This is a genomic window from Nocardia sp. NPDC055321 (assembly GCF_053645575.1).
Genome location: NZ_JBSHMS010000003.1, coordinates 125,907 through 145,733 on the forward strand (window position 1 = coordinate 125,907; position 19,827 = coordinate 145,733).

At 69.9% G+C, this 19,827-nt stretch carries 16 protein-coding genes; 9 read left to right on the top strand and 7 right to left on the bottom strand.

Features of this window, described 5'->3' with window-relative positions; translation table 11 throughout:
• Window positions 1–82: 82 nt before the first annotated feature.
• On the bottom strand, window positions 83–1,525 hold the full coding sequence (gndA, locus tag ACWIGI_RS05440) for an NADP-dependent phosphogluconate dehydrogenase (RefSeq protein WP_454201134.1): 1,443 nt from the start codon (window positions 1,523–1,525) through the stop codon (window positions 83–85).
• Window positions 1,526–1,687: 162 nt separating this feature from the next.
• Between gndA and ACWIGI_RS05445 the strand changes: the two genes are divergently transcribed.
• Window positions 1,688–2,485: a HugZ family pyridoxamine 5'-phosphate oxidase gene (locus ACWIGI_RS05445; RefSeq protein ID WP_454201135.1), complete on the top strand. Its 798-nt coding sequence runs from the start codon at window positions 1,688–1,690 to the stop codon at window positions 2,483–2,485.
• A 110-nt stretch (window positions 2,486–2,595) separates the two neighbouring features.
• On the opposite strand, the gene ACWIGI_RS05450 is transcribed toward ACWIGI_RS05445, so the two are convergent.
• Window positions 2,596–3,300, bottom strand: coding sequence for a hypothetical protein (locus tag ACWIGI_RS05450; RefSeq protein ID WP_454201136.1), 705 nt, complete (start codon window positions 3,298–3,300; stop codon window positions 2,596–2,598).
• A 379-nt stretch (window positions 3,301–3,679) separates the two neighbouring features.
• On the opposite strand from ACWIGI_RS05450, the gene ACWIGI_RS05455 reads away from it, so the two are divergent.
• The 4 genes from ACWIGI_RS05455 (at window position 3,680) to ACWIGI_RS05470 (ending at window position 8,815) form a co-directional block, all read left to right on the top strand.
• Window positions 3,680–4,381, top strand: coding sequence for a hypothetical protein (locus ACWIGI_RS05455; RefSeq protein WP_454201137.1), 702 nt, complete (start codon window positions 3,680–3,682; stop codon window positions 4,379–4,381).
• A gap of 84 nt (window positions 4,382–4,465) precedes the next feature.
• On the top strand, window positions 4,466–5,467 hold the full coding sequence (locus ACWIGI_RS05460; protein ID WP_454201138.1) for an alpha/beta hydrolase: 1,002 nt from the start codon (window positions 4,466–4,468) through the stop codon (window positions 5,465–5,467).
• A gap of 93 nt (window positions 5,468–5,560) precedes the next feature.
• Window positions 5,561–6,295 carry a DUF7873 family protein gene (locus ACWIGI_RS05465; RefSeq protein ID WP_454201139.1) on the top strand — a complete coding sequence of 245 codons (735 nt, stop codon included), beginning with the start codon at window positions 5,561–5,563 and terminating at the stop codon, window positions 6,293–6,295.
• A gap of 594 nt (window positions 6,296–6,889) precedes the next feature.
• Window positions 6,890–8,815, top strand: a complete 1,926-nt coding sequence (locus tag ACWIGI_RS05470; RefSeq protein ID WP_454201140.1) for a hypothetical protein — start codon at window positions 6,890–6,892, stop codon at window positions 8,813–8,815.
• A 30-nt stretch (window positions 8,816–8,845) separates the two neighbouring features.
• Here ACWIGI_RS05470 and ACWIGI_RS05475 read toward each other — a convergent pair whose 3' ends face one another.
• Complete coding sequence (locus ACWIGI_RS05475; RefSeq protein ID WP_454201141.1) at window positions 8,846–9,712, bottom strand: MinD/ParA family ATP-binding protein; 867 nt, start codon at window positions 9,710–9,712, stop codon at window positions 8,846–8,848.
• A 424-nt stretch (window positions 9,713–10,136) separates the two neighbouring features.
• Between ACWIGI_RS05475 and ACWIGI_RS05480 the strand changes: the two genes are divergently transcribed.
• From ACWIGI_RS05480 to ACWIGI_RS05490, 3 genes are all read left to right on the top strand, one after another.
• A complete protein-coding gene (locus tag ACWIGI_RS05480; RefSeq protein WP_454201142.1) occupies window positions 10,137–11,375 on the top strand; it encodes a serine hydrolase domain-containing protein in 1,239 nt (412 codons plus the stop codon).
• A 301-nt stretch (window positions 11,376–11,676) separates the two neighbouring features.
• Complete coding sequence (locus ACWIGI_RS05485) at window positions 11,677–12,615, top strand: cutinase family protein (RefSeq protein ID WP_454201143.1); 939 nt, start codon at window positions 11,677–11,679, stop codon at window positions 12,613–12,615.
• A 147-nt stretch (window positions 12,616–12,762) separates the two neighbouring features.
• Window positions 12,763–13,704, top strand: a complete 942-nt coding sequence (locus tag ACWIGI_RS05490) for an alpha/beta hydrolase fold domain-containing protein (RefSeq protein ID WP_454201144.1) — start codon at window positions 12,763–12,765, stop codon at window positions 13,702–13,704.
• Between the two features lie 85 nt (window positions 13,705–13,789).
• Here the strand turns inward: ACWIGI_RS05490 and ACWIGI_RS05495 are convergent, their stop codons facing one another.
• Window positions 13,790–15,262 (bottom strand): glyceraldehyde-3-phosphate dehydrogenase, encoded by a 1,473-nt coding sequence (locus ACWIGI_RS05495; protein ID WP_454201145.1) that lies wholly within the window; start codon window positions 15,260–15,262, stop codon window positions 13,790–13,792.
• A 398-nt stretch (window positions 15,263–15,660) separates the two neighbouring features.
• Here ACWIGI_RS05495 and ACWIGI_RS05500 point away from each other — a divergent pair, with 398 nt between their 5' ends.
• Complete coding sequence (locus ACWIGI_RS05500) at window positions 15,661–16,572, top strand: LysR family transcriptional regulator (RefSeq protein WP_454201146.1); 912 nt, start codon at window positions 15,661–15,663, stop codon at window positions 16,570–16,572.
• A gap of 7 nt (window positions 16,573–16,579) precedes the next feature.
• Here the strand turns inward: ACWIGI_RS05500 and ACWIGI_RS05505 are convergent, their stop codons facing one another.
• The 3 genes from ACWIGI_RS05505 to ACWIGI_RS05515 all read right to left on the bottom strand — a co-directional run bounded on the left by ACWIGI_RS05505 (window position 16,580) and on the right by ACWIGI_RS05515 (window position 19,764).
• Entirely contained in the window at window positions 16,580–17,668 is a 1,089-nt protein-coding gene (locus tag ACWIGI_RS05505; RefSeq protein ID WP_454201147.1) for a serine hydrolase domain-containing protein, read from the bottom strand.
• A gap of 214 nt (window positions 17,669–17,882) precedes the next feature.
• Complete coding sequence (locus ACWIGI_RS05510) at window positions 17,883–18,875, bottom strand: hypothetical protein (RefSeq protein WP_454201148.1); 993 nt, start codon at window positions 18,873–18,875, stop codon at window positions 17,883–17,885.
• 70 nt (window positions 18,876–18,945) lie between these two features.
• Window positions 18,946–19,764, bottom strand: a complete 819-nt coding sequence (locus ACWIGI_RS05515; protein WP_454201149.1) for a GTP-binding protein — start codon at window positions 19,762–19,764, stop codon at window positions 18,946–18,948.
• Window positions 19,765–19,827 lie beyond the last annotated feature (63 nt).

Consider the following 19,827-nt stretch of genomic DNA (forward strand, 5'->3'; position numbering starts at 1 on the left):
AACACCGCTCGGCGCCACGAACGCCGGAGGGCGGTGCGCGCGCTTATCGCGCGTGCACCGCCCTCCGGGTGAAACCTGTTCGCTAGGCGCTGATCTCGGAGCGGTCGCCGCTCCAGAGGGTGTGGTACTTGCCGTCGGCGTCCACGCGCTCGTAGGTGTGGGCGCCGAAGAAGTCGCGCTGGCCCTGGGTCAGGGCGGCGGGCAGGCGCTCGGCGCGCAGGGCGTCGTAGTACGAGAGCGAGGAGGCGAAGGCCGGGACCGGGATGCCGAGCAGGGTCGCGGTCGAGACCACGCGGCGCCAGGAGTCGATCGCGGTCTCGATCGCCTCGCGGAAGTACGGGGCCAGGATCAGGGACGGCAACTCCGGGTTCTGCTCGTAGGCGTCCTTGATCCGGTTCAGGAACCGGGCACGGATGATGCAGCCGCCGCGCCAGATCGTGGCCAGGTCACCGGGATTGAGGTTCCAGTCGTACTCGGCGGAACCGGCGGCGATCTGATCGAAGCCCTGGGCGTAGGCGACGATCTTGGACGCGTACAGGGCCTGGCGGATGGCCTCGGTGAACTCGGCCACGTCGGTGGGCTTGTCGGCCAGGTGCCCCGAGGCGAGGCCGACCGCGGCCTTGCGCTGGGCACGCGAACCGGACAGGGCGCGCGCGAACACGGCCTCGGCGATACCGGTCACCGGCACGCCCAGATCGAGCGCGGACTTGACCGTCCAGCGGCCGGTGCCCTTCTGCTCGGCGGCGTCCACGATCACGTCGACCAGGGCCTTGCCGGTCTTGGCGTCGACCTGGTTCAGCACCTCGGCGGTGATCTCGACCAGGTAGCTCTCCAGGTCGCCCTTGTTCCACTCGGTGAACACGTCGGCGATCTGCTTGGCGTCCAGGCCCAGCGCGTCGCGGAACAGGTTGTACGCCTCGCCGATCAGCTGCATGTCGGCGTACTCGATGCCGTTGTGCACCATCTTGACGAAGTGGCCGGAACCGTCGGGGCCGATGTGGGTGCAGCACGGGGTGCCGTCGACCTGCGCCGCGATGGATTCCAGCAGCGGGCCCAGGGATTCGTAGGACTCCTTGGGGCCGCCGGGCATGATGGCCGGGCCGTTGAGCGCGCCCTCTTCACCGCCGGAGATGCCCGCGCCGACGAAGTTCAGCCCGCGCGCGGCCATGGCCGCCTCGCGCCGAATGGTGTCGGTGTAGAGGGCGTTGCCGCCGTCGATGATGATGTCGCCGGGCTCCATGGCGTCGGCCAGTTCCTCGATGACGGCGTCGGTGGCGTCGCCCGCCTTCACCATGATGAGCACGCGGCGCGGCTTCTCGAGCGCGGCGACGAACTCCTCGATGGTCTCGGTGCGCACGAAATCGCCGTCGCCACTGTGCTCGGCGAGCAGCGCGTCGGTCTTGGCGACACTGCGATTGTGCAGCGCGACGGTGTAGCCGTGCCGGGCGAAGTTGCGGGCGATGTTGCTGCCCATGACCGCGAGACCGGTGACGCCGATCTGGGCGCGCGCTGTAGAGGCCGCCATAGACTCTCTCCATTCGACTGCTGTAGGTGCGTGACCGCCCGCAACCGAATGCGGCGGCGGCGCAGGTGCAAGCCCCTGACGCCTGTGTCTTTTCTACCGGGTCGCCCCCGCGGGCGAAGAGACGGTCCCTGGTCCGCCCCCGCGCCGCGTAGCCTGTGAGCCATGCCTCTCGACCACGGCGACCCCGGTGACGCGCCCTCGACCCCGCAGCCACTGGCCCCGATCGCGAATTCCGCACGACCCTCGGCAGCCGAGGAGGCGCGCACCATCGCCGAGGTCACCAATGCCGCCACCCTCGCCTCGCTGTCCGCCGACGGCGCGCCGTGGGCCTCGTTCGTGACCTACGGACTGCTGGACGGGCAGCCCGTCCTGTGCGTCTCCCGGCTGGCCGAACACGGCCGAAATCTCGCAAACGATCCGCGCGCGAGCCTGTCCGTGGTCACCCCGGACCTGCCGTCGGATCCGCTCGCCGCGGCCCGGGTCACCCTCGCGGGCGTCGTCGAGCGTCCCGAGGGCGCGGAGGCCGAGGCGGCCCGCGCGGCCCATCTCGCCGCGGTCCCGGCGGCCAAGCACTACATCGACTTCAGCGATTTCACCGTCTGGATCCTGCGCGTGGAACGCGTGCGCTGGGTGGGCGGCTACGGCCGCATGGACTCGGCCACCGCCGCGGACTACCGTGCCGCCGCGCCCGATCCGGTCGCGCCGGGCGCAGGCCGCGCCATCGCGCACCTGAACGACGATCACGCCGACGCCCTGCTGGACATGGCCCGCGCCCGCGGCGGTTATCCGGACGCCACGGCCGCGGTGTGCGAGGTGGCCGATCGCTACGGCCTGGACCTGCGCGTCACGACGCCGCGCGGGATCGCGGTGACCCGCGTCGGGTACCTGTCGCCCATCGACGCACTCGCCGACTTGCGTTCGGCGACGGTCGATCTGGCCCGGGCTTCGCAGGCTCGGTAGTCGAATCGTCGACGGTGCCGGTGGCCGCGGCTCGTCCGATCCTGCTCGGTGGGTCCGAGAACAGCACCGCGCGTGCGTGATCCGCCTGCGGGCCCTGCCACGACACCCGCTCACGTCCAGGTGAGGTGGGGACCGAGTTGTGCGAGTGCGGCGTCGATGCCGAAGTTGACGGCGAACCACGCTGCCGGTTGATCGAAGACGACCGGGGCGGCGGCCACGGTGAGGCAGAACCGGAACGACTCCTCGGTGTGCAGTGACGGTAGCCGCCAGGTGATCTTCGCCGGATCGTCGTACCGGACGGCGTAGGCGCCGGGTGCGGCGTGCCGGAAGTCAGCGATCTCGTCACGCCATCGCGCGGGCAGGTGCCTGCCCGAAGTCGCCAGCGCACGCAGCGATTCGTCGTCGGGGCCACCGATCGACACCATCGTGTCCTCGGTCTCCACCGTCACGGCTTCGAGGCATTCGCCGGTGTCCGGGCCGCTCTCCGTGCCGGGCGGGATGTCCATCAATTCGGCTGACAGCTCCGAACTCTCGATCCGGCGGTGCGCGTGCACCTGCCAGATGGCGGACCACGCGGCCACCGGCAGCGCACCGCTGACCGACTGCCGATCGACCGATCCGGTGACGAGTTCGACGGTGGCGGCTCGGTCCCGCCAGCGGTACAGCCGCGCACCGGTGGGTAAACGCCATGCCGCGCACGGCGATTCGGGCAGCACGTACCGGTCCAGGGTGACCGTGTGCACGACCACCCCGAGCGGGGTGCGGATGCCGGTGGGCTCGCACTCGGCGCGTTCGAGACCTTCGACGCGGAACATGCTCGCCATCATCGTCCGCCCGGGCGCGACGGCTCCACCGCATTTCCGGCGCCGAGCGCACCGGGCGGCCGGCTCCCGTCCGGTGGCGAGTGGGTTGGACAGCGACTGAAACGTGTTATAGTCAGACCCTTCGCACAGGGCTTTGCACAGCCCTGCATTCACCCACCGGGATTCACCGGAATTGTTATTCGAGCATTGCCCGATAACGCTGTCGCAGTACGTTTCCGAATTCTCGCAAGCAATTTTTCGAAAACCTGGACGTACGCCCAGTTTCACCTGTTTACTAGGTCCCCGGGTGGCCCGAATCACCCCCGAGTTTCCGCAGAACTCGGCAGCTTTGTGGTGTCCCGTGGCAGCTGCGGGACGAAGAGGAGAAAGAATGTTCCGAACTCATCGGATCGCCGCGATCGCAGCGTCGGCCGCTTTGGTTTCTGCGGGCTTGACCGTCGGCGTCAGCGCGGGCACCGCCTCGGCCGCCGAGGGCTGCGAGGTGCGCAGCTACCAGACCAAGCAGGACATCAGCACGGTCGGTATCAAGCACATCTACGAGAAGATCGCCAGCGCCGAGACCGTCGGCGTCGGAACGGCGGTGACCTACACGATCATCATCGGCACGACGAGCATCGGCAATCCGTACGTCAACACCATCACGGACTTCCCGCCGTCGGGCTTCGGCTCACCGGTCAAGACCACCATCACCGCGTACCACCTCGTGGGCGGCCAGCGCACCGAAGAGGTCACCGCCAGCCCCAACGGGGCCGGCTGGAAGGTCACCAACACCGGCTGGTTCGTCAACTCCAGCAACCCGCTGACCATGGACATCACGTACATCGTGCCCGGCAACCTGCCCAAGGGTCAGCAGATCACCAGTGGTGGCGTCGGCGTGGCCGGCACGGTCGGCGTGAGCAACGAGATGCCGAACCTGACCGCCTGCTTCACCACTCGCGCGCCCAACGCGGGTGAGGGCGTGGTCGGCAGCCTGGGCAACAACGGCCTCGGGTCCTCCGACGGACAGCTCAGCTCGACCGGCTCCTTCAGCGACGTCATCGCCGACGTGATCAAGAAGTACATCGGCAGCTGATCACCACCGGCGGCCGGTGTCCCGCGGGACGCCGGCGGCCGGCCCGGTCATCCGGGCGAGTTCGACGAAGAGAGCGCTTTGTTCATGAAACACCGACTGTGGGCACTGCTCGCGAGTTCCTGCCTCACCGCCGCACTGGCTTTCGCGGTTCCGGCGGTCGATCCCGCCGTCGCCGCCGCCGATCCCACCGAGGCCGAGATCGTGCGCATCGACAACGCGGGCCAGCGGCAGCAGACCATGCACGTGTTCTCCCCCAGCATGGGCCGGACCATCGCCCTGCAGGTACTGCTCCCCTTGGACAACAGCGTGCCCCGTCCCACGCTGTATCTGCTCAACGGCGCGGGTGGTGGCACCGGCATGGCGACCTGGTACCGGCAGACGGACATCGTGCGGTACTTCGCGAGCAAGAACGTCAATGTGGTCACCCCCGTGGACGGCTCGTTCTCGTACTACACCGACTGGCAGCGTGACGATCCCGCGCTCGGCCGGCACAAGTGGACGACGTTCCTGACCAGCGAACTGCCGCCCGTGCTCGACGCCGCCCTGGGCGCGTCCGGCGCGAACGCCATTGCCGGGGTGTCGATGTCGGCGTCCTCCGCGCTGAACCTGGCGATCGCCGCCCCCGATGTCTATCGCGCGGTGGCCTCCTACAGCGGCTGCGCCTCCACCTCCGATCAGCTCGGCCGCGAGTACGTCGGACTCGTGCTCGAGCGGGGTGACGCCGACCCCCGCAACATGTGGGGCGAGGACAACGATCCCGCGTGGCTGGCCAACGACGCGCTCGTCAACGCCGAACGCCTGCGCGGCAAGACGATCTACATCTCGTCCTCGACCGGACTGCCCGGGCCCGCGGACACCCTCGACATGGTCGGCGGCCAGGCGTTCACCCTGGCGAACCAGATCATCCTGGGCGGGGCCATCGAGGCGGCCACCAACGCGTGCACCGTGCGCCTGGCCGAGAAGCTCTCCGCGCTGGCCATTCCCGCGACGGTCGAATTCCGGCCCACCGGAACGCATTCGTGGAAGTACTGGGAGGACGCGCTGCATCGGTCGTGGCCGGTGCTGGAAGAGGCGCTCACCCGGTGATGCCGCGCGGCTGACACCGAAACCGCCTGTGCCCGGCCCGATCCGGTGGAAATCCACTGGTCGGGCCGGGCCGGTGATCGTTACAGTGCGGGCATGACACGTTTGAATCAGATTGTCGCCGTGGAGAAAGGGATCAAGTCCCGAACCTTTTCCGAGCTCACCGACGCCCATCACCAGCTGGCGAAGAATCCGCTGCTGACCGGTATTTCGCGCACCTACCGGCCCAAGGACGAAGAGGGCGAGCAGCTGCCGCCCGAATCGACACGGGTGCAGGTCAAGGCGGACGCGGTGCTCGAGACCACGGCGCAGATTCTGACCAAGCTGTTCGACGTGGTGGCGACCAAGGATTGGGCCAACTGCGCGGCCACCGCCGACGTGGTGGTCGACGGGCGCACGCTGGTGCGCGACGCCCCGGTCACCTATCTGCTCTTCCTCGAGAAGCAGCTGGTCGACCTGCACACCTTCGTGCGCAAGCTGCCGGTGCTCGACGCCGCCGAGTCCTGGGAGTACGACGCCTCCGCCGACTGCTACGCGACCGAACCGGTACAGACGGTGCGCACCAAGAAGATTCCGCGCAACCACGTGAAAGCCGAAGCGACGGACAAGCATCCGGCGCAGGTCGAGGTCTACCACGAGGATGTCGTGGTCGGCTACTGGCGCACCATCAAGTTCTCCGGCGCGCTGCCCGCCAAGCGGGTGAACGAACTGACCGAAAGGGTCGAAAAGCTCCAGCAGGCGGTGAAATTCGCCCGCGAGGAGGCCAACAACGCCGAGATCACCCAGCAGCATCCCGGCGCGGAGGTCTTCGGCTACCTGTTCGCCCGATAATCGGTTGGCAGCGCCCGCGGCACCGGCTAATGTCGGTGCCGCGCAAGAGCGCAAGCTGAAACAGAAGCTCTGTGTCACAGGCACACAGAACGGTCCAGTGGAGGTTCGAATCCTCCCCCCGCCATCCACTCGGCGGGGTAGCCCAACGGTAGAGGCGCCGGTGCCTTGAAACTCAAGATTATCGCTCGAGCTTCAGCATTTTCCACCGAACGCCGAATCGAACGAACGGTTTGTCAACGTAGAGGTTGCGGGTTCAACTCCCGCCGGCTCAGCCACCAATGGGCCGTAGCTCAATCGCAGAGCACTACGTCCTCAAACTCAGACCGTTCTCCACCGTGTCGGCGCGTTGCAAATGGGTGGACACCGGAGCCCCGAGGCAGGCTAGCCCTCGGGGCTTCCCCATGTCCGCACCATCACCCGGCAGCACCCGATATCAGTCCTGAACCGCACCGGGATTCGGGCCCCGAGAACGCTATGCTCGTTGCGATCATGCGAGACGAGGGCCACAGCATTCCCTCCGGCTCGGGTGTGCGGGACCGGAGCGACTCGGGACCGCCGGCCGAGGTGGCCGCTCCGGGGAGTGAAGGCTGGCTCATGGCACTGCGGCGATGGAAGCGGACGGCGCTGGGGACGCTGTACCGGCTGAGCTACGGCGAGCGGGGCGTGGTGTACGCCGCGCCCGACGCGGGGGCGCCGCCGGGGAATTCGCTGGCCTTTCTGGAATACGAACCGCGGGTGCTGGGCGAGGTGGACGGGGCGGCGCTGGCAGAGCTCGCCGCGTTTCCCGGCACGCTGACGCGTGCGGAGCGGGCCGAGTTGCTCGCGCGGGCGGCGTGGCCGTGCGGGGTCGTCGAGCAGGACGGTTCCGGCGCGATCGCGGGATTCCTGATGCCGCTCGCGCCGCGCGTGTTCTTCCTCGACGCCGGGAACGATCATGCACCGCCGGTCGCGGCCCGCTTCCAGTACCTGCTGGACGCCGACGGGCTGGTGGCCGCGCGCGGCATCGCGCTCACCGACCGGCACCGGTACGAGCTGCTGGCCGAGGTCGCCGAAACGCTGAAACTGCTGCACCGGCATCGTGTTTCGGTCGGTGATCTCGCGCCGCGGAACCTGCTGTTCGCGCTGCGGCCCGCGCGCCGGGTGTATCTCACCGGGTGCGACACCGCGCGATCGGGCGCGGTGTCGGTGAGCCCGCAGGCGGAGACGCCGGGCTGGGACGTGCGCTCGATCGGATCGGGCGAGCAATCGGCCACGCCGTACTCCGACGCCTACAAACTCGGCCTGCTCGCGTTGCGAATGCTCTCCGGGGACCCCGCCACCCGCGACCCCGCCCGGCTGCCGCCGTACACGCCCGCAGCGATCGTGCGGCTCACCCGGGCGGCGCTCTCCCCCGCGCCGGGGATGCGGCCGGTTCCCGAGGAGTGGATCTCGGCGCTGGCCGAAGCACTCGATCCGGCGGTCGAGGCCGCGCAGGTGACCGCCGTCCTGCCGCGGGTGGTGGGAAGCGCGCCGGGGGACACCGCGATTCGAGGCGGGCAGCCGGGGCCGGTCGCCGAGCCGGGTGCCGCACGGGCCCGCAACCCGCGCTCACGTGGGCAACACGCACCGGCCCACGACCCACGCGCACGTTCCCACGATCCGCTGTTGCCTGCCCACGATCCACGTTCACATGCGCACACCCCGCACGCACCGGCCCAGGACCCACGCTCACGCGTCAACGACCCACACTCGCCGCCCCACGACCCGCGCCCACACGCCCGGCACCCGCACCCACGCGCCGAGGACCCACGCTCACCGGCCCACAGCCCGCACTCACGCGCCCAGGACCCACACTCACCGGCCCACAGCCCGCACTCACGCGCTCACGACCCGCACTCGTCAAATCCCGACCAGCACCCATCGAATCCCGGTCAGCGCCAACCGGATCGAGACCTGCGGCCGCCTGCCCGCCGCCCCGCGGCCAAGTGGCGCGTCGCGGTGGCCACGGCCCTGGCGGTCATCGCGGCCGTCGCGGTCGCCGTCGTCCTGGAACTGCGCGGCGAGCCGGACACCACCGCGGCCGGCATCACCACCGGCGAGACCGTGAACGCCATGCCGGGCCCCGCCACCACCGCGGCCCCTCCCCCGGACGGCGAAGCCACCGGACTGGCCGAACTCCGCGCCACGGTCGCCGCCGACGACGACGCGGTCCGCCGCGAACTCGCCGAACGCTGGGTGCCGCAACTGAGTTCGAAGCGGTACGGCATGAGCGCCGAGGGCACGACCTGGGGTCACGCCGACATCCTGCGGGAGCACCGCGAGCTGCGCGGGCGCTATCCCGGCGCGCGCCTGCTGGAATCGGGCTCGTGGACGACCTACGGCGAGGACGACTACTGGGTCACCGTGGCGGGGGTTTCCTTCGCCACGTCCGGCGGCGCGATCGGGTGGTGCGCGCAGCAGAACATCGACGCCGACCACTGCTACGCGAAACTGGTCAGCACGACGCGCCCGGTGGACGGCAGTACCCGCTACCAGTCCTGATCGGCCGGCGAAACCCGGTGCCGCGCAGCCCTATCGGAGCAGATTGACGATCTGCCGGTAGGCGGTGCGGGTCGGCGGCGCGAGCTTGGACCAGGTGACGGGGCCACCGGAGGCGAGGTGGGCGTCGTAGGGGATCTCGGCGACCGAGCGCACGAACTTACCGAGGTAGGTGCGGATGTGTTTGGCGACGCCCGGCCCGTCGGTGGGGTGCTGGCGGGTCACCACGATGACGGCCTCGGCGAGGTGGTACTCGCCGTAGTTGTCGTCGAGCCAGACCAGGGCGGGGCGCAGCCGGTTCACCGCGTCCGGCCGGGCGGCCAGGGTGATCACCAGGGCGATACGGGAATCCGAGAGCAGCGGCGAGATCATGCGGTTGGTGACCGGCGCGCCCGCGTCGTACACCGGCAGGCAGCCGGCGTCACAGAGGCTGCGGTGCACCGAGGCGTAGCTCTCCCGGCGCGGCAGCGCCTCCGGACCGCGGGGCAGGATGCCGACGCTCGAGGTGTTCTCGCCGCAGCTGTCCAGCACGGCCGAGGCCAGGCTGCGGTGGCTCATGTTCAGCCAGCTCTGCACGGTGCCCGCGGGATCGATGGCGTCGCACCCGCGCGAGGCCAGATCGCCGCCGGTGGCGGTGGCGTCCACCACGACCGGCGAATGCTCGCGGTAGTTGTAGGAGGCGGCGGTGGCGATGCCGAGCGCGGTGGTGGTGGCGCCCGAGCCGCCGGAGCTGCCCAGCACCAGCACCGAGGGCAGATCGGCCCACAGCAGCATGCCGTTGTTGATCTTCGGGCGGACCAGGTCGGTGGGCGATCCCGGGGGCGGCGGGCGCAGCAGCAGCGAGAGATCGGTCGGGGTGGTGGACAGCCGGGCCGGATGATCGGGGATTACGTCGAACACTGGAGATTCCTTCGTGCGAGCGGCATTCCAAGCTGCGGAATCGGGATTGTCGCGGCGTCCGCGCTGACGGCGACAGCGATGGCGTACATCGCGTGAACGATCTGGATGCAGCGCCTCGCGGGGCGGCCGACTCCACGTCGTGCCGACGTTGTTCCCCCTGCGCTACGACATATTCGATGAAATCCTCGAGTACCCGCCCCCGGCACACCCCCTACGGTCGCATTGCCGAAAGGGAGTTGCAAAACAGTTGCACAACAACCCCTTTCGATAGCGAAAGATACTACATCCGATCTCGGGGACGCGCCTGTTCGTGCGAACGATTTCACAACGAATCGCGACGTTGGCACATTGTGTCGGACAGGCGAATTCATTCTGTCTCAGACAGCTCTTGTTTCCGAGCCCGCCCCGCCGCTATCGTTGGTCGATGAACGCACCACAGTCAGTCACCGCCGCCTGTCTGCCGATCGGAGTGCGGGGCGCCGCCGATCCCCGATTCGACGCCCCACTGCGAACCTTCGCGCGAATCTTCGCCGGGCGCAGTGGAAATGGTGGTGCGCTCGCGGTGCATCAGCACGGCGTTCCGATCGTGAACATCTGGGCGGGATCGGCCGACGCGCACGGCACGCCCTGGACCGCCGACACCGGGGCCATGATCTACTCCGCCTCCAAGGGCGTCGCGGCCACCGTCCTGGCCCGGCTCGCCGATCGCGGCCTGCTCGACTACGCCGCGCCGGTGGCGGAGTACTGGCCCGAATTCGCCGCGAACGGTAAGGCGGACATCACCGTCGAAGAGCTGCTGAGCCACCGCGCCGGGCTGTCCGCGCTGCCCGCGACCACCGTCGAGGAGGTACTGGACCACCGCCTCATGGAGGAACGGCTCGCCGCCGCCGCGCCCGATCGCCTGCGCGGCACCCCGATCTATCACGCCCTCACCATCGGCTGGCTGATGGCCGGGTTGGCCCGCGCGATCACCGGCCGGGACATGACCGAGCTGTTCCGCACCGAGATCGCCGAGCCGCTCGGCACCGACGGCATCCACCTGGGCCGCCCGCCCGCGACCGCGCCCACCCGGCCCGCCGACCTGGTCGGCTCGATGAAAACCCTTGCCGACCGCACGATTCCGGGGCCGGCCGCGGCACTGGCCTTCCGGCTGCCGAATCTCGTGCGCGCGCCGATCGCCTCGATCTACGTCCCCGGGCTGGAGGCCATCTTCCGCGGCGATCGGCCCCGCATCCTCGAGACGGCGCTGCCCGCCGGCAACGCGGTGTGCACGTCGACCGGGCTGGCCACCATGTACGGCGCGCTGGCCGCGGGCGGCACCGCGGCCGGCAAGCCCTACCTGAGCGCGCACACGGTGCGGGCGCTCGAGCGGGTGCGCACCTACCAGCTGGACCGGTCCCTGGTGGTGCCGTTCTGGCACCTGGGCTACCACAGCCTGCCCGCGCTGCGCGCCCCGCGCGGCTACGGCCACATGGGCGCGTTCGGCTCGACCGGCTGGGCCGATCCGCGCTCGGGGGTGTCCATCGGCTTCGTGCACAACCGAATGTCGCTGGGCTGGAGCGCCATCGACATGACCCTCATCGTCCCGCTCATCCACCAGATCCTGCACGCGGCGAGCCTGCCCGCGCTCGACGCCGTGGAACGCACCGCGGGCGCGGCCTGACGCACCCCGCACCCGGATCCGCGCCGACCCCGGCGCGGGCCCGGATCAGCGTCCGATCGCGACTCACCCGGGAGCGGGTTTCGCGAGGCTCGCCGTAGCCGAAGGCGCTGGTAGCGGCGTTTACGGCGTTTCTCCGCCAACCAACGACAGACCATCCGGTTCCTTTGATATCTTCGGCCCATCGCGTCGCCCCTCACCGAGCGCAAGCCCGGTGTCATCGCGTGGGGGCGCACATATCGGCACCAATGTGAGTGTGGAGAAGTCGTCCGAACGTTCTGAAACAAAACAAGGGGTGTGGACCTTGTCCTTTCGAACTACGCGATCCTTCAAAGCGGCATCCGGCGCCATCGCGACGGTCCTGGCGACCGCCGCGGGAATACTCGGCGCGGCCGGTGCGACACCGGCCTACGCGAGTCCCGCCGACTGCCCCAACGTCAACGTGGTGGCCGTCCCCGGCACCTGGGAAACCTCCAGAGACGACCCCGGCCAGGGCATGCTGGCCGGGGTCACCCGCGGACTACCCGGCACCGTGCGCACCGACTACGTGAACTACGCGGCCACCGCGCTGCCGTGGGAGGGCGAGGTGTACGGCCGCTCCAAGCTCGAGGCCGTCACCAATGCCCGCGCCATGATCGTCAGAATGGCTGCGCGCTGTGCCACAACCAAGTTCGCACTGATCGGGTACAGCCAGGGCGCCGATGCCGCCGGTGATCTGGCCGCGGAGATCGGCACCGGCCTCGGTGTCATCCCGCCCGAGAAGGTGGTGGCCGTCGGCCTGCTCTCCGACCCCCGCCGCTCCCCCACCGACGTGCTCGTCGGTCCCCCGGTGCCCGGCGCCGGAGCGGGCGGCGCCCGAGTCGGCGGCTTCGGCTGGCTCACCCCGAAGGTGCGCACCTTCTGCGCCGAGGGCGACCTGTACTGCTCGGTTCCCAATGACGATCTGGCCGGCCGCTTCGCGGGTTTCATGACCCAGCTCTCGGCTCCCGATCCGCTGCAATTCCCCAATTACGCGCTCACCCTGAACGCCATTCTCGGTGAGGCGCTGCTGCCCGGCGGCAACGCCATTCTGTCGGCTCCCGCCGAGAATCCCGCCGGTGAACAATGGATGCGCCAGGTACAGGATTTCCTGGAATCCGGCGTGCACCAGTCCTATCCCCGCTACGTGGTCGACGAGAGCGGTTCCACCGCCACCGCCTGGCTGCGTGACTGGATAGCCGACGAGGCCGACGAGAGCTACTGAGGCCCAGCACCATTCGCGAACTCATCCCCTGTCGTCGATCGAATTCACGGCACCGCAGGTTTCCGAAAGCGCCGCCGTGCGGGGTCCGTCAGGCTCGATGGGTGCCGGTCACCGGCACCCATCGGGACGACAGGGAGATGAGCGAGCATGAATACCGACGAGCGCGCCGCGCGGCCGAGTTGGCAGACCCGCGTGGTCACCGCCCTGGTGGCGGCGATGGGCGACCGCGACCTGTTCGGCAGTCCGGCCCGGGTGCACGCGGCACTCGCGAAGCGGGACCGCGCAGCCGGCGAGGTGCGCCCGCCCGCCGCCCTGGGTAAACACGCCGCGGTCACCCGCGAGGAGTTCCGGGACTGGCCGGTCTTCCGCGTCACCCCGCCCGGGCCGGTGCGCGACGCCGTCTTCTTCCTGCACGGCGGCGGCTTCATCCGGGAAATCGTCAGCGCGCATTGGACATTCGCCGCGCGACTGGGCCGGGAGCTGAACGCCGAGGCGATCGTGCCGATCTATCCGCTGATCCCGCACGCCGGGGCAGCCGAGATGGTCGAGGTCACCGCCGCGCTGCTGGCCCGCACCCTCGCCGAACGCGGCCCGGGCCGGACCTTCGTGATCGGCAATTCCGCGGGCGCCGGATTGGCGCTGGCCGCGACCCAGGCCCTGGCCGCCGCGAACGGCCCGCGCCCGGCGGAACTGATCCTGATCTCCCCGTGGCTCGACGCCTCGATGTCACACCCCGATCTGCCCGCCCTCGAAACGGTCGATCCCTTCCATCGGACACCGGGATTCGCCGAGATCGGCCGCGTCTACGCGGACGGCCTGGACGTACGCGATCCCCGGGTGAGCCCGCTGTTCGGGCCGATGGCCGGCCTGCCACCGCTCACGGTGTTCAGCGGGACCCGGGAAATCTTCCTCACCGACGCCCGGGAACTCGCCGAGCGCGCCGAGGCCGCCGGGGTCGCGGTCGACTACCACGAGGCGCCGGGCCAGCCGCACAACTACGCCCTGTTCCCGACCCCCGAGGGCCGGGCGGCCCGGGAGGTCATCCTGGCGGCCTGCCGCGCGCGCCGGCCCGCCGGGCAACCGCGCTGAGCCGGGCCGCCGCGGCGGGACGCGCCGAAACGTGTTCGGCCGCCGCGGATCTCGCGGCGGCCGAACATGTTCAGAGGGTCAATCGCTACCGCGCGCCGGCCGGGGCGGCCTCGCGGTCGTCCGCGGGCAGGTGCGGGTACGTCGGGTACTCGATGCCCGAGATGTACTGCACCGTGCGCACGACCTGGCAGGAGTAGCCGAACTCGTTGTCGTACCAGAGGTACAGGATCGCGGTGTCACCGTCGACGATGGTGGCGTTCGCGTCCACGATCGAGGCCGCGCGCGAGCCGATGAAATCGCTGGAGACGACGTCGGTGGCGGCGGTGTAGTCGAGGTTGCGGCTCAGCGGGCCGGCCAGGGAGACCCCGCGCAGGTACTCCAGCACCTCGGCCTTGTCGACCTCGCGGCGCAGCTGCAGATTCAGGATCGCGACCGAGACATCCGGCGTGGGAACGCGAATCGAGTTGCCGGTGATCTTGGCCTTGAAGTCCGGCATGGCCTTGGCCACCGCGGAGGCCGCGCCGGTCTCGGTCAGCACCAGGTTGAACGGCGCCGACCGGCCGCGGCGATCGGCCGGGTGGAAGTTGTCCAGCAGGTTCTGATCGTTGGTGAACGAGTGCACCGTCTCCACGTGCCCGCGCACGATGCCGTACTCGTCGTCCATGGCCTTGAGCGGCGGCACGATGGCGTTGGTGGTGCAGGACGCACAGGACACGATCTGCTCGGACTGATCCAGCGTGCGGTGGTTGACCCCGTGCACGATGTTGGGCACGTCGCCCTTGCCCGGCGCGGTGAGCAGCACCTTCGCGATGCCGGGGCGCAGGTGCTGGCCCAGGCCCGCGCGATCGCGCCACTTGCCGGTGTTGTCGATCAGGATCGCGTCGTTGATGCCGTACGCGGTGTAGTCGATGGCGGCCGGGTCGTCGCTGTAGATGAACTTGATGACATTGCCGTTGGCGATGATCGTGTCGTTGTCCGCGTCGACCTTGATGGTGCCGTTGAACTGACCGTGCACCGAGTCGCGGCGCAGCAGCGAGGCGCGCTTGGCCAGATCGTCCTTGCCGCCCTTGCGGACCACGACCGCGCGCAGGTTCAGGCCGTTGCCCGAGCCGCTCTTCTCGATGAGCAGGCGGGTGACCAGGCGGCCGATGCGGCCGAAGCCGTACAGCACCACGTCGCGCGGGCCCTGGGCCTCGGCCTTGTTCGCGCCGGTGATCTCCGAGAGCACGTCGGCGGTGAACTCGGGAACGGTCAGACCGCGATCGTCGGCGCGGTAGGCCATCACCAGCCGGCCCAGGTCGATCTTGCTGGGGCCCAGGTCGAGGGTGGTGAGCACCTCGAGGAAGGGCAGGGTCTCCTCGATCGAGAGCTCTTCGCCCTCGATCTGGCGCGCGAAGCGGTGGGTGCGCAGAATGCTGATCACCGATTTGTTCACCAGCGATCGGCTGTGCAGCAGGATGGTGACGCCCTTGTCCCGGTACAGCCGTCCAATGATCGGAATCATCGCCTCCGCGGAAGCTTCGTGGGCGTTCCAGCGGTCAAGATGGTCGGTAGTCAACACACGTCCTCAGGGGTTTCCTCGATCAGTACGACTGATCGATGCTAACCAGGTCCGCACTATCACAGAGCCCCGCTACCCCCCTGTGAGGTCGATGTTCACCCGTTTCGGGCCGGCGCGACGCGGGCGCAGGGCCGTTCCGGGGTGGTGCGATCGGCGGCGAATTCGCGGTATTCCGATTGGCCCGCATCGACTTCCGTGTTCGCCGCGAGTCGCGCGGCCGGGGGCTCGGCGGGCGGCGCGGCGCGAAGGAAGTGGATTCCGCCACACTCCGGTGCCCGGGAATCATGACCGGCGCCCCGGCCGGGTCGGCGACCTCCGCGATCGGTGCGGCCGCGGGGCCCGGGCACCGGTTCCGAGCAGGCCGGACCCTGGCCGCAATCCCGTAGTCTGCCTTCATGATCGACGTCGGAGCATTGCGCGCGCTGCGATCGGTGGCCGAGCTGGGGACCCTCGCGCAGGCCGCCGAGGAGCTGGGCTTCACGGCCTCGGCGGTGTCCCAGCAGATCAAGCGGCTCGAGCGTCAGCTCGGGGTGGCGGTGCTCGCGCCCGCCGGGCGCAAGGTCGTGCTGACCCCGGCCGGTCAGGTCATCGTCGAGTCCGCGCCCGAGGTCTTCCAGGCGCTGGAACGGTGTGTGGCCGCCGCGCAGCTGGTCTCCCACGGCGAGCCGACCGGAACCCTGCGCGTGGTCGCGTTCTCGACCGCCATTCGCGGGCTGCTGGCACCGGCCCTCGCGCGGCTGTCCGCGCGCCACCCCGGCCTCCAGGTGCGCATCACCGAACAGGATCCCGACCGCGCGCTGCACAGCGTGGACGCCGGCACCGCGGATCTGGCCCTCGTGCACGACGCGGACGGGCTCTCCGCCGCGCTGCCGTCGGCGCTGACCCGGCGGCTGGTGGACACCGACCTGGGCGATGTCGTCATGGCGCGCACGCATCCGCTCGCCGCGCTCGACCGTCCGCTCACCCGCACCGATCTCGCCGGGCACGCCTGGGTCACCAGCCCGCCGGGATCGGTGTGCCACCAGTGGTTCCGGCGGCTGTTCGCCGAGGCGAGCGAGGACCCCGACGTCCGCCACCTCATCGACGACTTCGCGACGCAGTTGTCGCTGGTCGCCTCCGGTGCGGTCATCGCGCTGATTCCGCGGCTGGCCCGGCCGCCGCTGGGTGCGGAGCTGGTGTCGCGACCGCTGCTGCGGCCGCCCAAGCGCGAGGTGTACGCGGCGTGGCGGACCAGCTCGGACTCGAGTCCCGCGATTCAGGCGATCCTGGCGGAGTTGAGCTCGGAGACCGCCGGCCGGGCGGGCTGACCCGCGCTCAACTCCGGCACATGACGGATTCGACGAGCCGGCGCACCGGACCGGAGAAGTCACCCGCGGCGTCGGTGATCGACAGCGAGATGCTGTAGCGCCCATCCGGACTGCGCAGGGCGCGCGAGCCGAACCCGTTCACGTAACCGGTGTGGCCCTGCCCCACGCAGCCGTCGCCGAGCCGGAACTCGTACAGGCCCAGCCCGTAGTCGTAGGTGTCGTTCACGTGCCGGAACGCGCGCATCTCGGCCAGCAGGTGCGGCGCCAGCAGCCGGCCGCCCAGCAGGCCGGCGAAGAACGTACTCAGATCCCGGGTGGAGGAGACGATTCCGCCGGCCGCCCACACGTACGAGGGGTTCTGGTCGGTGACGTCGAGCAGGCCGCCGCCGTAGTCGTAGTAGCCGTGCGCGTGCGGGCCGAGCACCCGGTCGAAGGTCTGCGGCACGCCGGTGCTCAACATGAGCAGCGGCAACGTGATCCGGGTGTAGATGTTGACGTGATACGGCAGCCAGGACGCCTTCTCGATCAGCATCCCCGCGACGATGTAGTTGGTGTTCGAATACGCCCAGTCGCTGCCGGGCGCGAACTCGAGGGGTTTGTCGGTGGCCCAGCGCACGAAGTCCGAGGGCTGCCAGGTGCGGCGGATGTCGCCGAGCGAATCACCCACCAGCGGGGCATAACCCGAGCCGCCGTTGAGGTAGTCGAGCAGGCCGCTGGTCTGGGCCAGGATCATCCGCACCGTGATGCGCGGATCGAAGCCGTACTCGGGCAACCATCCGGCGACGTTGTCGTCGAGTCCGATACGGCCCTCACCGACGAGCTGCAGCAGGGCGGTCGCGGTGAAGGTCTTGGTGATGCTGCCGACGCGGAACCGCGCGCCGACCGGAATCGGCTCGTTGCCGCCCAGCCGCACCACCCCGGCCGTCCCGTCCCACGGGCCCGCCGGTGTCTCCACGTGGGCCTGCACCCCCGCCGCGCCCGAGGCGACGATGTCCTGGAGGGCACGCTGCCAGCCGCCCGGATCGGCGGTCGCGGGGGTTTCGACGACGCCCGCGAACATCATCGCGGCGGACAGGACGAGCAGCACTCGACGCATTCCGAGCACGGTAATCGGGGTTGGTCCGCAAACCGGGGCGACACGCTTCGCTATCGCTCGGCGATCACCAGCGCTCATGCACCGACCCGGTTCCGGCAGCCGCACCGCGCCGGCCCGTGGCTGACTTTGTCCACTCCTATGCGGAGTTGCCGCCCGGGCGTGCGGTGGCCACACGCCGCGACGCCGCACCCCCGGCCATCACCCGGCGGCCGATTCACCGCGCGCAGGTGTCGTACTTCGCGCGGAGCTTGCGCTGCAGGTCGATCGCCTCGGGGGTGTAGAACCGCTCGGGTTCCTGCTCGCGCGCGCCGCGGTCGTGTCGATAGCTGCACCCGCCGACGTCCACCACCCCCGCGAATCGGAGCTCGCCGGGGTCCAGGCCCCCGCTGTGGTCACCCCAGGAGAGCAGGAGGTGACTCTCCTTCGGCGGGCGCAGGATCGCGATGACTTGTTCGAGGTGGGCCTCGGCGGTCGGCGGATGGGTCGCGTCGACCGACAGCCGGGTGACGGTGTCGCCGCTGACCGCGATCGACCCGCTCGTCACGGGCAGCGCGGAAATCCGCTGGCGCACAACGGATTCCTGATCCGCGGTGAACGGGAACGTGACCTGCCAATCGCGCTGTTCGATGTGCGCGGGACGGATGTGCGCCGTGACGAGGAGATCGCCGAAAGCCGTGCGGGCGGCGACGATCGCCGCGTCCGCGGATTCCACATCGAACACCGTGAGCGAGGATGCGGGAGTCGCCGGATGTCGCGGCCATTCGAGCCTGCCGACGGGCAGCAGTTCCCGGAACCGCCGCACCCGGCGGGTGTCGTCGATGATCGAATCGGCCCACAGGTCGGCCCCGCGCTCGATCGTGGCGAACTCGGCCACGGTGAATTCGGTCGTGCGCTGGTACCCGTCGAAGTCAGGTCCGGTCAGCTCGTCGATGCGTGCGACAACAGCCCCGATCTGGTCCTCGGACGCGGTGGTCATCCCCACGTCCAGGTCGAGCCGGCTGCCGTCGAAGAACTCGTTGGTGTAGTTGACCGACAACCACTCCACCCCGGGCATGGCCCGGATCTCCGTCTCCAGCCGGTCCGCCTCGGCCTGCCGGTCGGGTGCGGTGACGCAGGCGGTGAGCCCGGTGATCGCGACGACCGCGACGCAGCCGGCGACTACGCCTCGGCGCAGGGCGTTCACCGTCGCGGACGCGACCGTCCCCACTCGAACCATCCGCCGTCCCGTCCGCGCTCGGCCCGCCGCCGTGCCCGCCGATCGGGCGCGGCGCGAAGTGTCAGTAATCCAGGGCGTGTTCGGGCTGACACACATCCAAGGGGGACGGCAGGTACCGAACCATCGCGTCCAGCAGCGGGGCGATGTCGTTGCTCTTGGGCGCCGCACTGCACAGGATCGGCACGAGATCGCCGATGCGGGTGCGGCGGCGGACGCGGTGGTGGAACTGGTTCAGCGGCAGCTCGCCGGGGTACGCACCGGGAACCGGGTGGTCCAGGACCGTGTCCACCAGTGCCCGGTACCGGCTTTCGGCGAGGTTCCAGTGCGGGCCGTAGAGCTCGGCGGCGAGGGGTTGCAGGGCCAGGATCTGAACGAGATCGATGACGCCGTCGAAGTTCGCGCCCGTGCCGATGGGGATCTGCAGCGGGAGCGGGGTCGCGCCGCGGGTGTCGGCGATGGTGCGCACGCAGCGGTCGAAGTCGGCGGCGGGATCGTTCAGGCCGGTGATCAGGCAGAGCCGGGCCACCTGGTGATCGTCGGCGATCCGCAGCAGGGTTTCCAGGCGCGGGCCGCGAAACCGGCCGGCGTGCACCACGACGATCAGCCCGTCCGCCACCCGCAGGGCACGCTCGAGTTCCGCGAGCGGCGCGCGCTCGGCGACCTCGGCTACCCGAATGGTGTGATCGACCCGCCCCGGCGCCCAATGAATAACAGGTTCCGTGCTGGTCCGGGGTTTGCCGGAGCGCCGGAGCAGGTGGTGGACCACGCGCCCCGTCTCGTCGGGGTCACCGACGATCGTGACATTGCGGATCGACTGCGGATCAATAGCTTTGGTGCCCATCGCGTTGTGGTACTCCAGGTCGGGGCGAGGACGCGGCATATCCTCCAGCCGTCTTCACCGTACCCGCGCGCACGCGGGCGCGGAACGGATTCCCCCTCCCAA

Excerpts from the sequence above, each read along its gene's own strand:
- gndA (WP_454201134.1), bottom strand. The coding sequence starts at position 1,525 with ATGGCGGCCTCTACAGCGCGCGCCCAGATCGGCGTCACCGGTCTCGCG.
- ACWIGI_RS05445 (WP_454201135.1), top strand. The coding sequence starts at position 1,688 with ATGCCTCTCGACCACGGCGACCCCGGTGACGCGCCCTCGACCCCGCAG.
- ACWIGI_RS05450 (WP_454201136.1), bottom strand. The coding sequence starts at position 3,300 with ATGTTCCGCGTCGAAGGTCTCGAACGCGCCGAGTGCGAGCCCACCGGC.
- ACWIGI_RS05455 (WP_454201137.1), top strand. The coding sequence starts at position 3,680 with ATGTTCCGAACTCATCGGATCGCCGCGATCGCAGCGTCGGCCGCTTTG.
- ACWIGI_RS05460 (WP_454201138.1), top strand. The coding sequence starts at position 4,466 with ATGAAACACCGACTGTGGGCACTGCTCGCGAGTTCCTGCCTCACCGCC.
- ACWIGI_RS05465 (WP_454201139.1), top strand. The coding sequence starts at position 5,561 with ATGACACGTTTGAATCAGATTGTCGCCGTGGAGAAAGGGATCAAGTCC.
- ACWIGI_RS05470 (WP_454201140.1), top strand. The coding sequence starts at position 6,890 with ATGGCACTGCGGCGATGGAAGCGGACGGCGCTGGGGACGCTGTACCGG.
- ACWIGI_RS05480 (WP_454201142.1), top strand. The coding sequence starts at position 10,137 with ATGAACGCACCACAGTCAGTCACCGCCGCCTGTCTGCCGATCGGAGTG.
- ACWIGI_RS05490 (WP_454201144.1), top strand. The coding sequence starts at position 12,763 with ATGAATACCGACGAGCGCGCCGCGCGGCCGAGTTGGCAGACCCGCGTG.
- ACWIGI_RS05500 (WP_454201146.1), top strand. The coding sequence starts at position 15,661 with ATGATCGACGTCGGAGCATTGCGCGCGCTGCGATCGGTGGCCGAGCTG.
- ACWIGI_RS05505 (WP_454201147.1), bottom strand. The coding sequence starts at position 17,668 with ATGCGTCGAGTGCTGCTCGTCCTGTCCGCCGCGATGATGTTCGCGGGC.
- ACWIGI_RS05515 (WP_454201149.1), bottom strand. The coding sequence starts at position 19,764 with ATGCCGCGTCCTCGCCCCGACCTGGAGTACCACAACGCGATGGGCACC.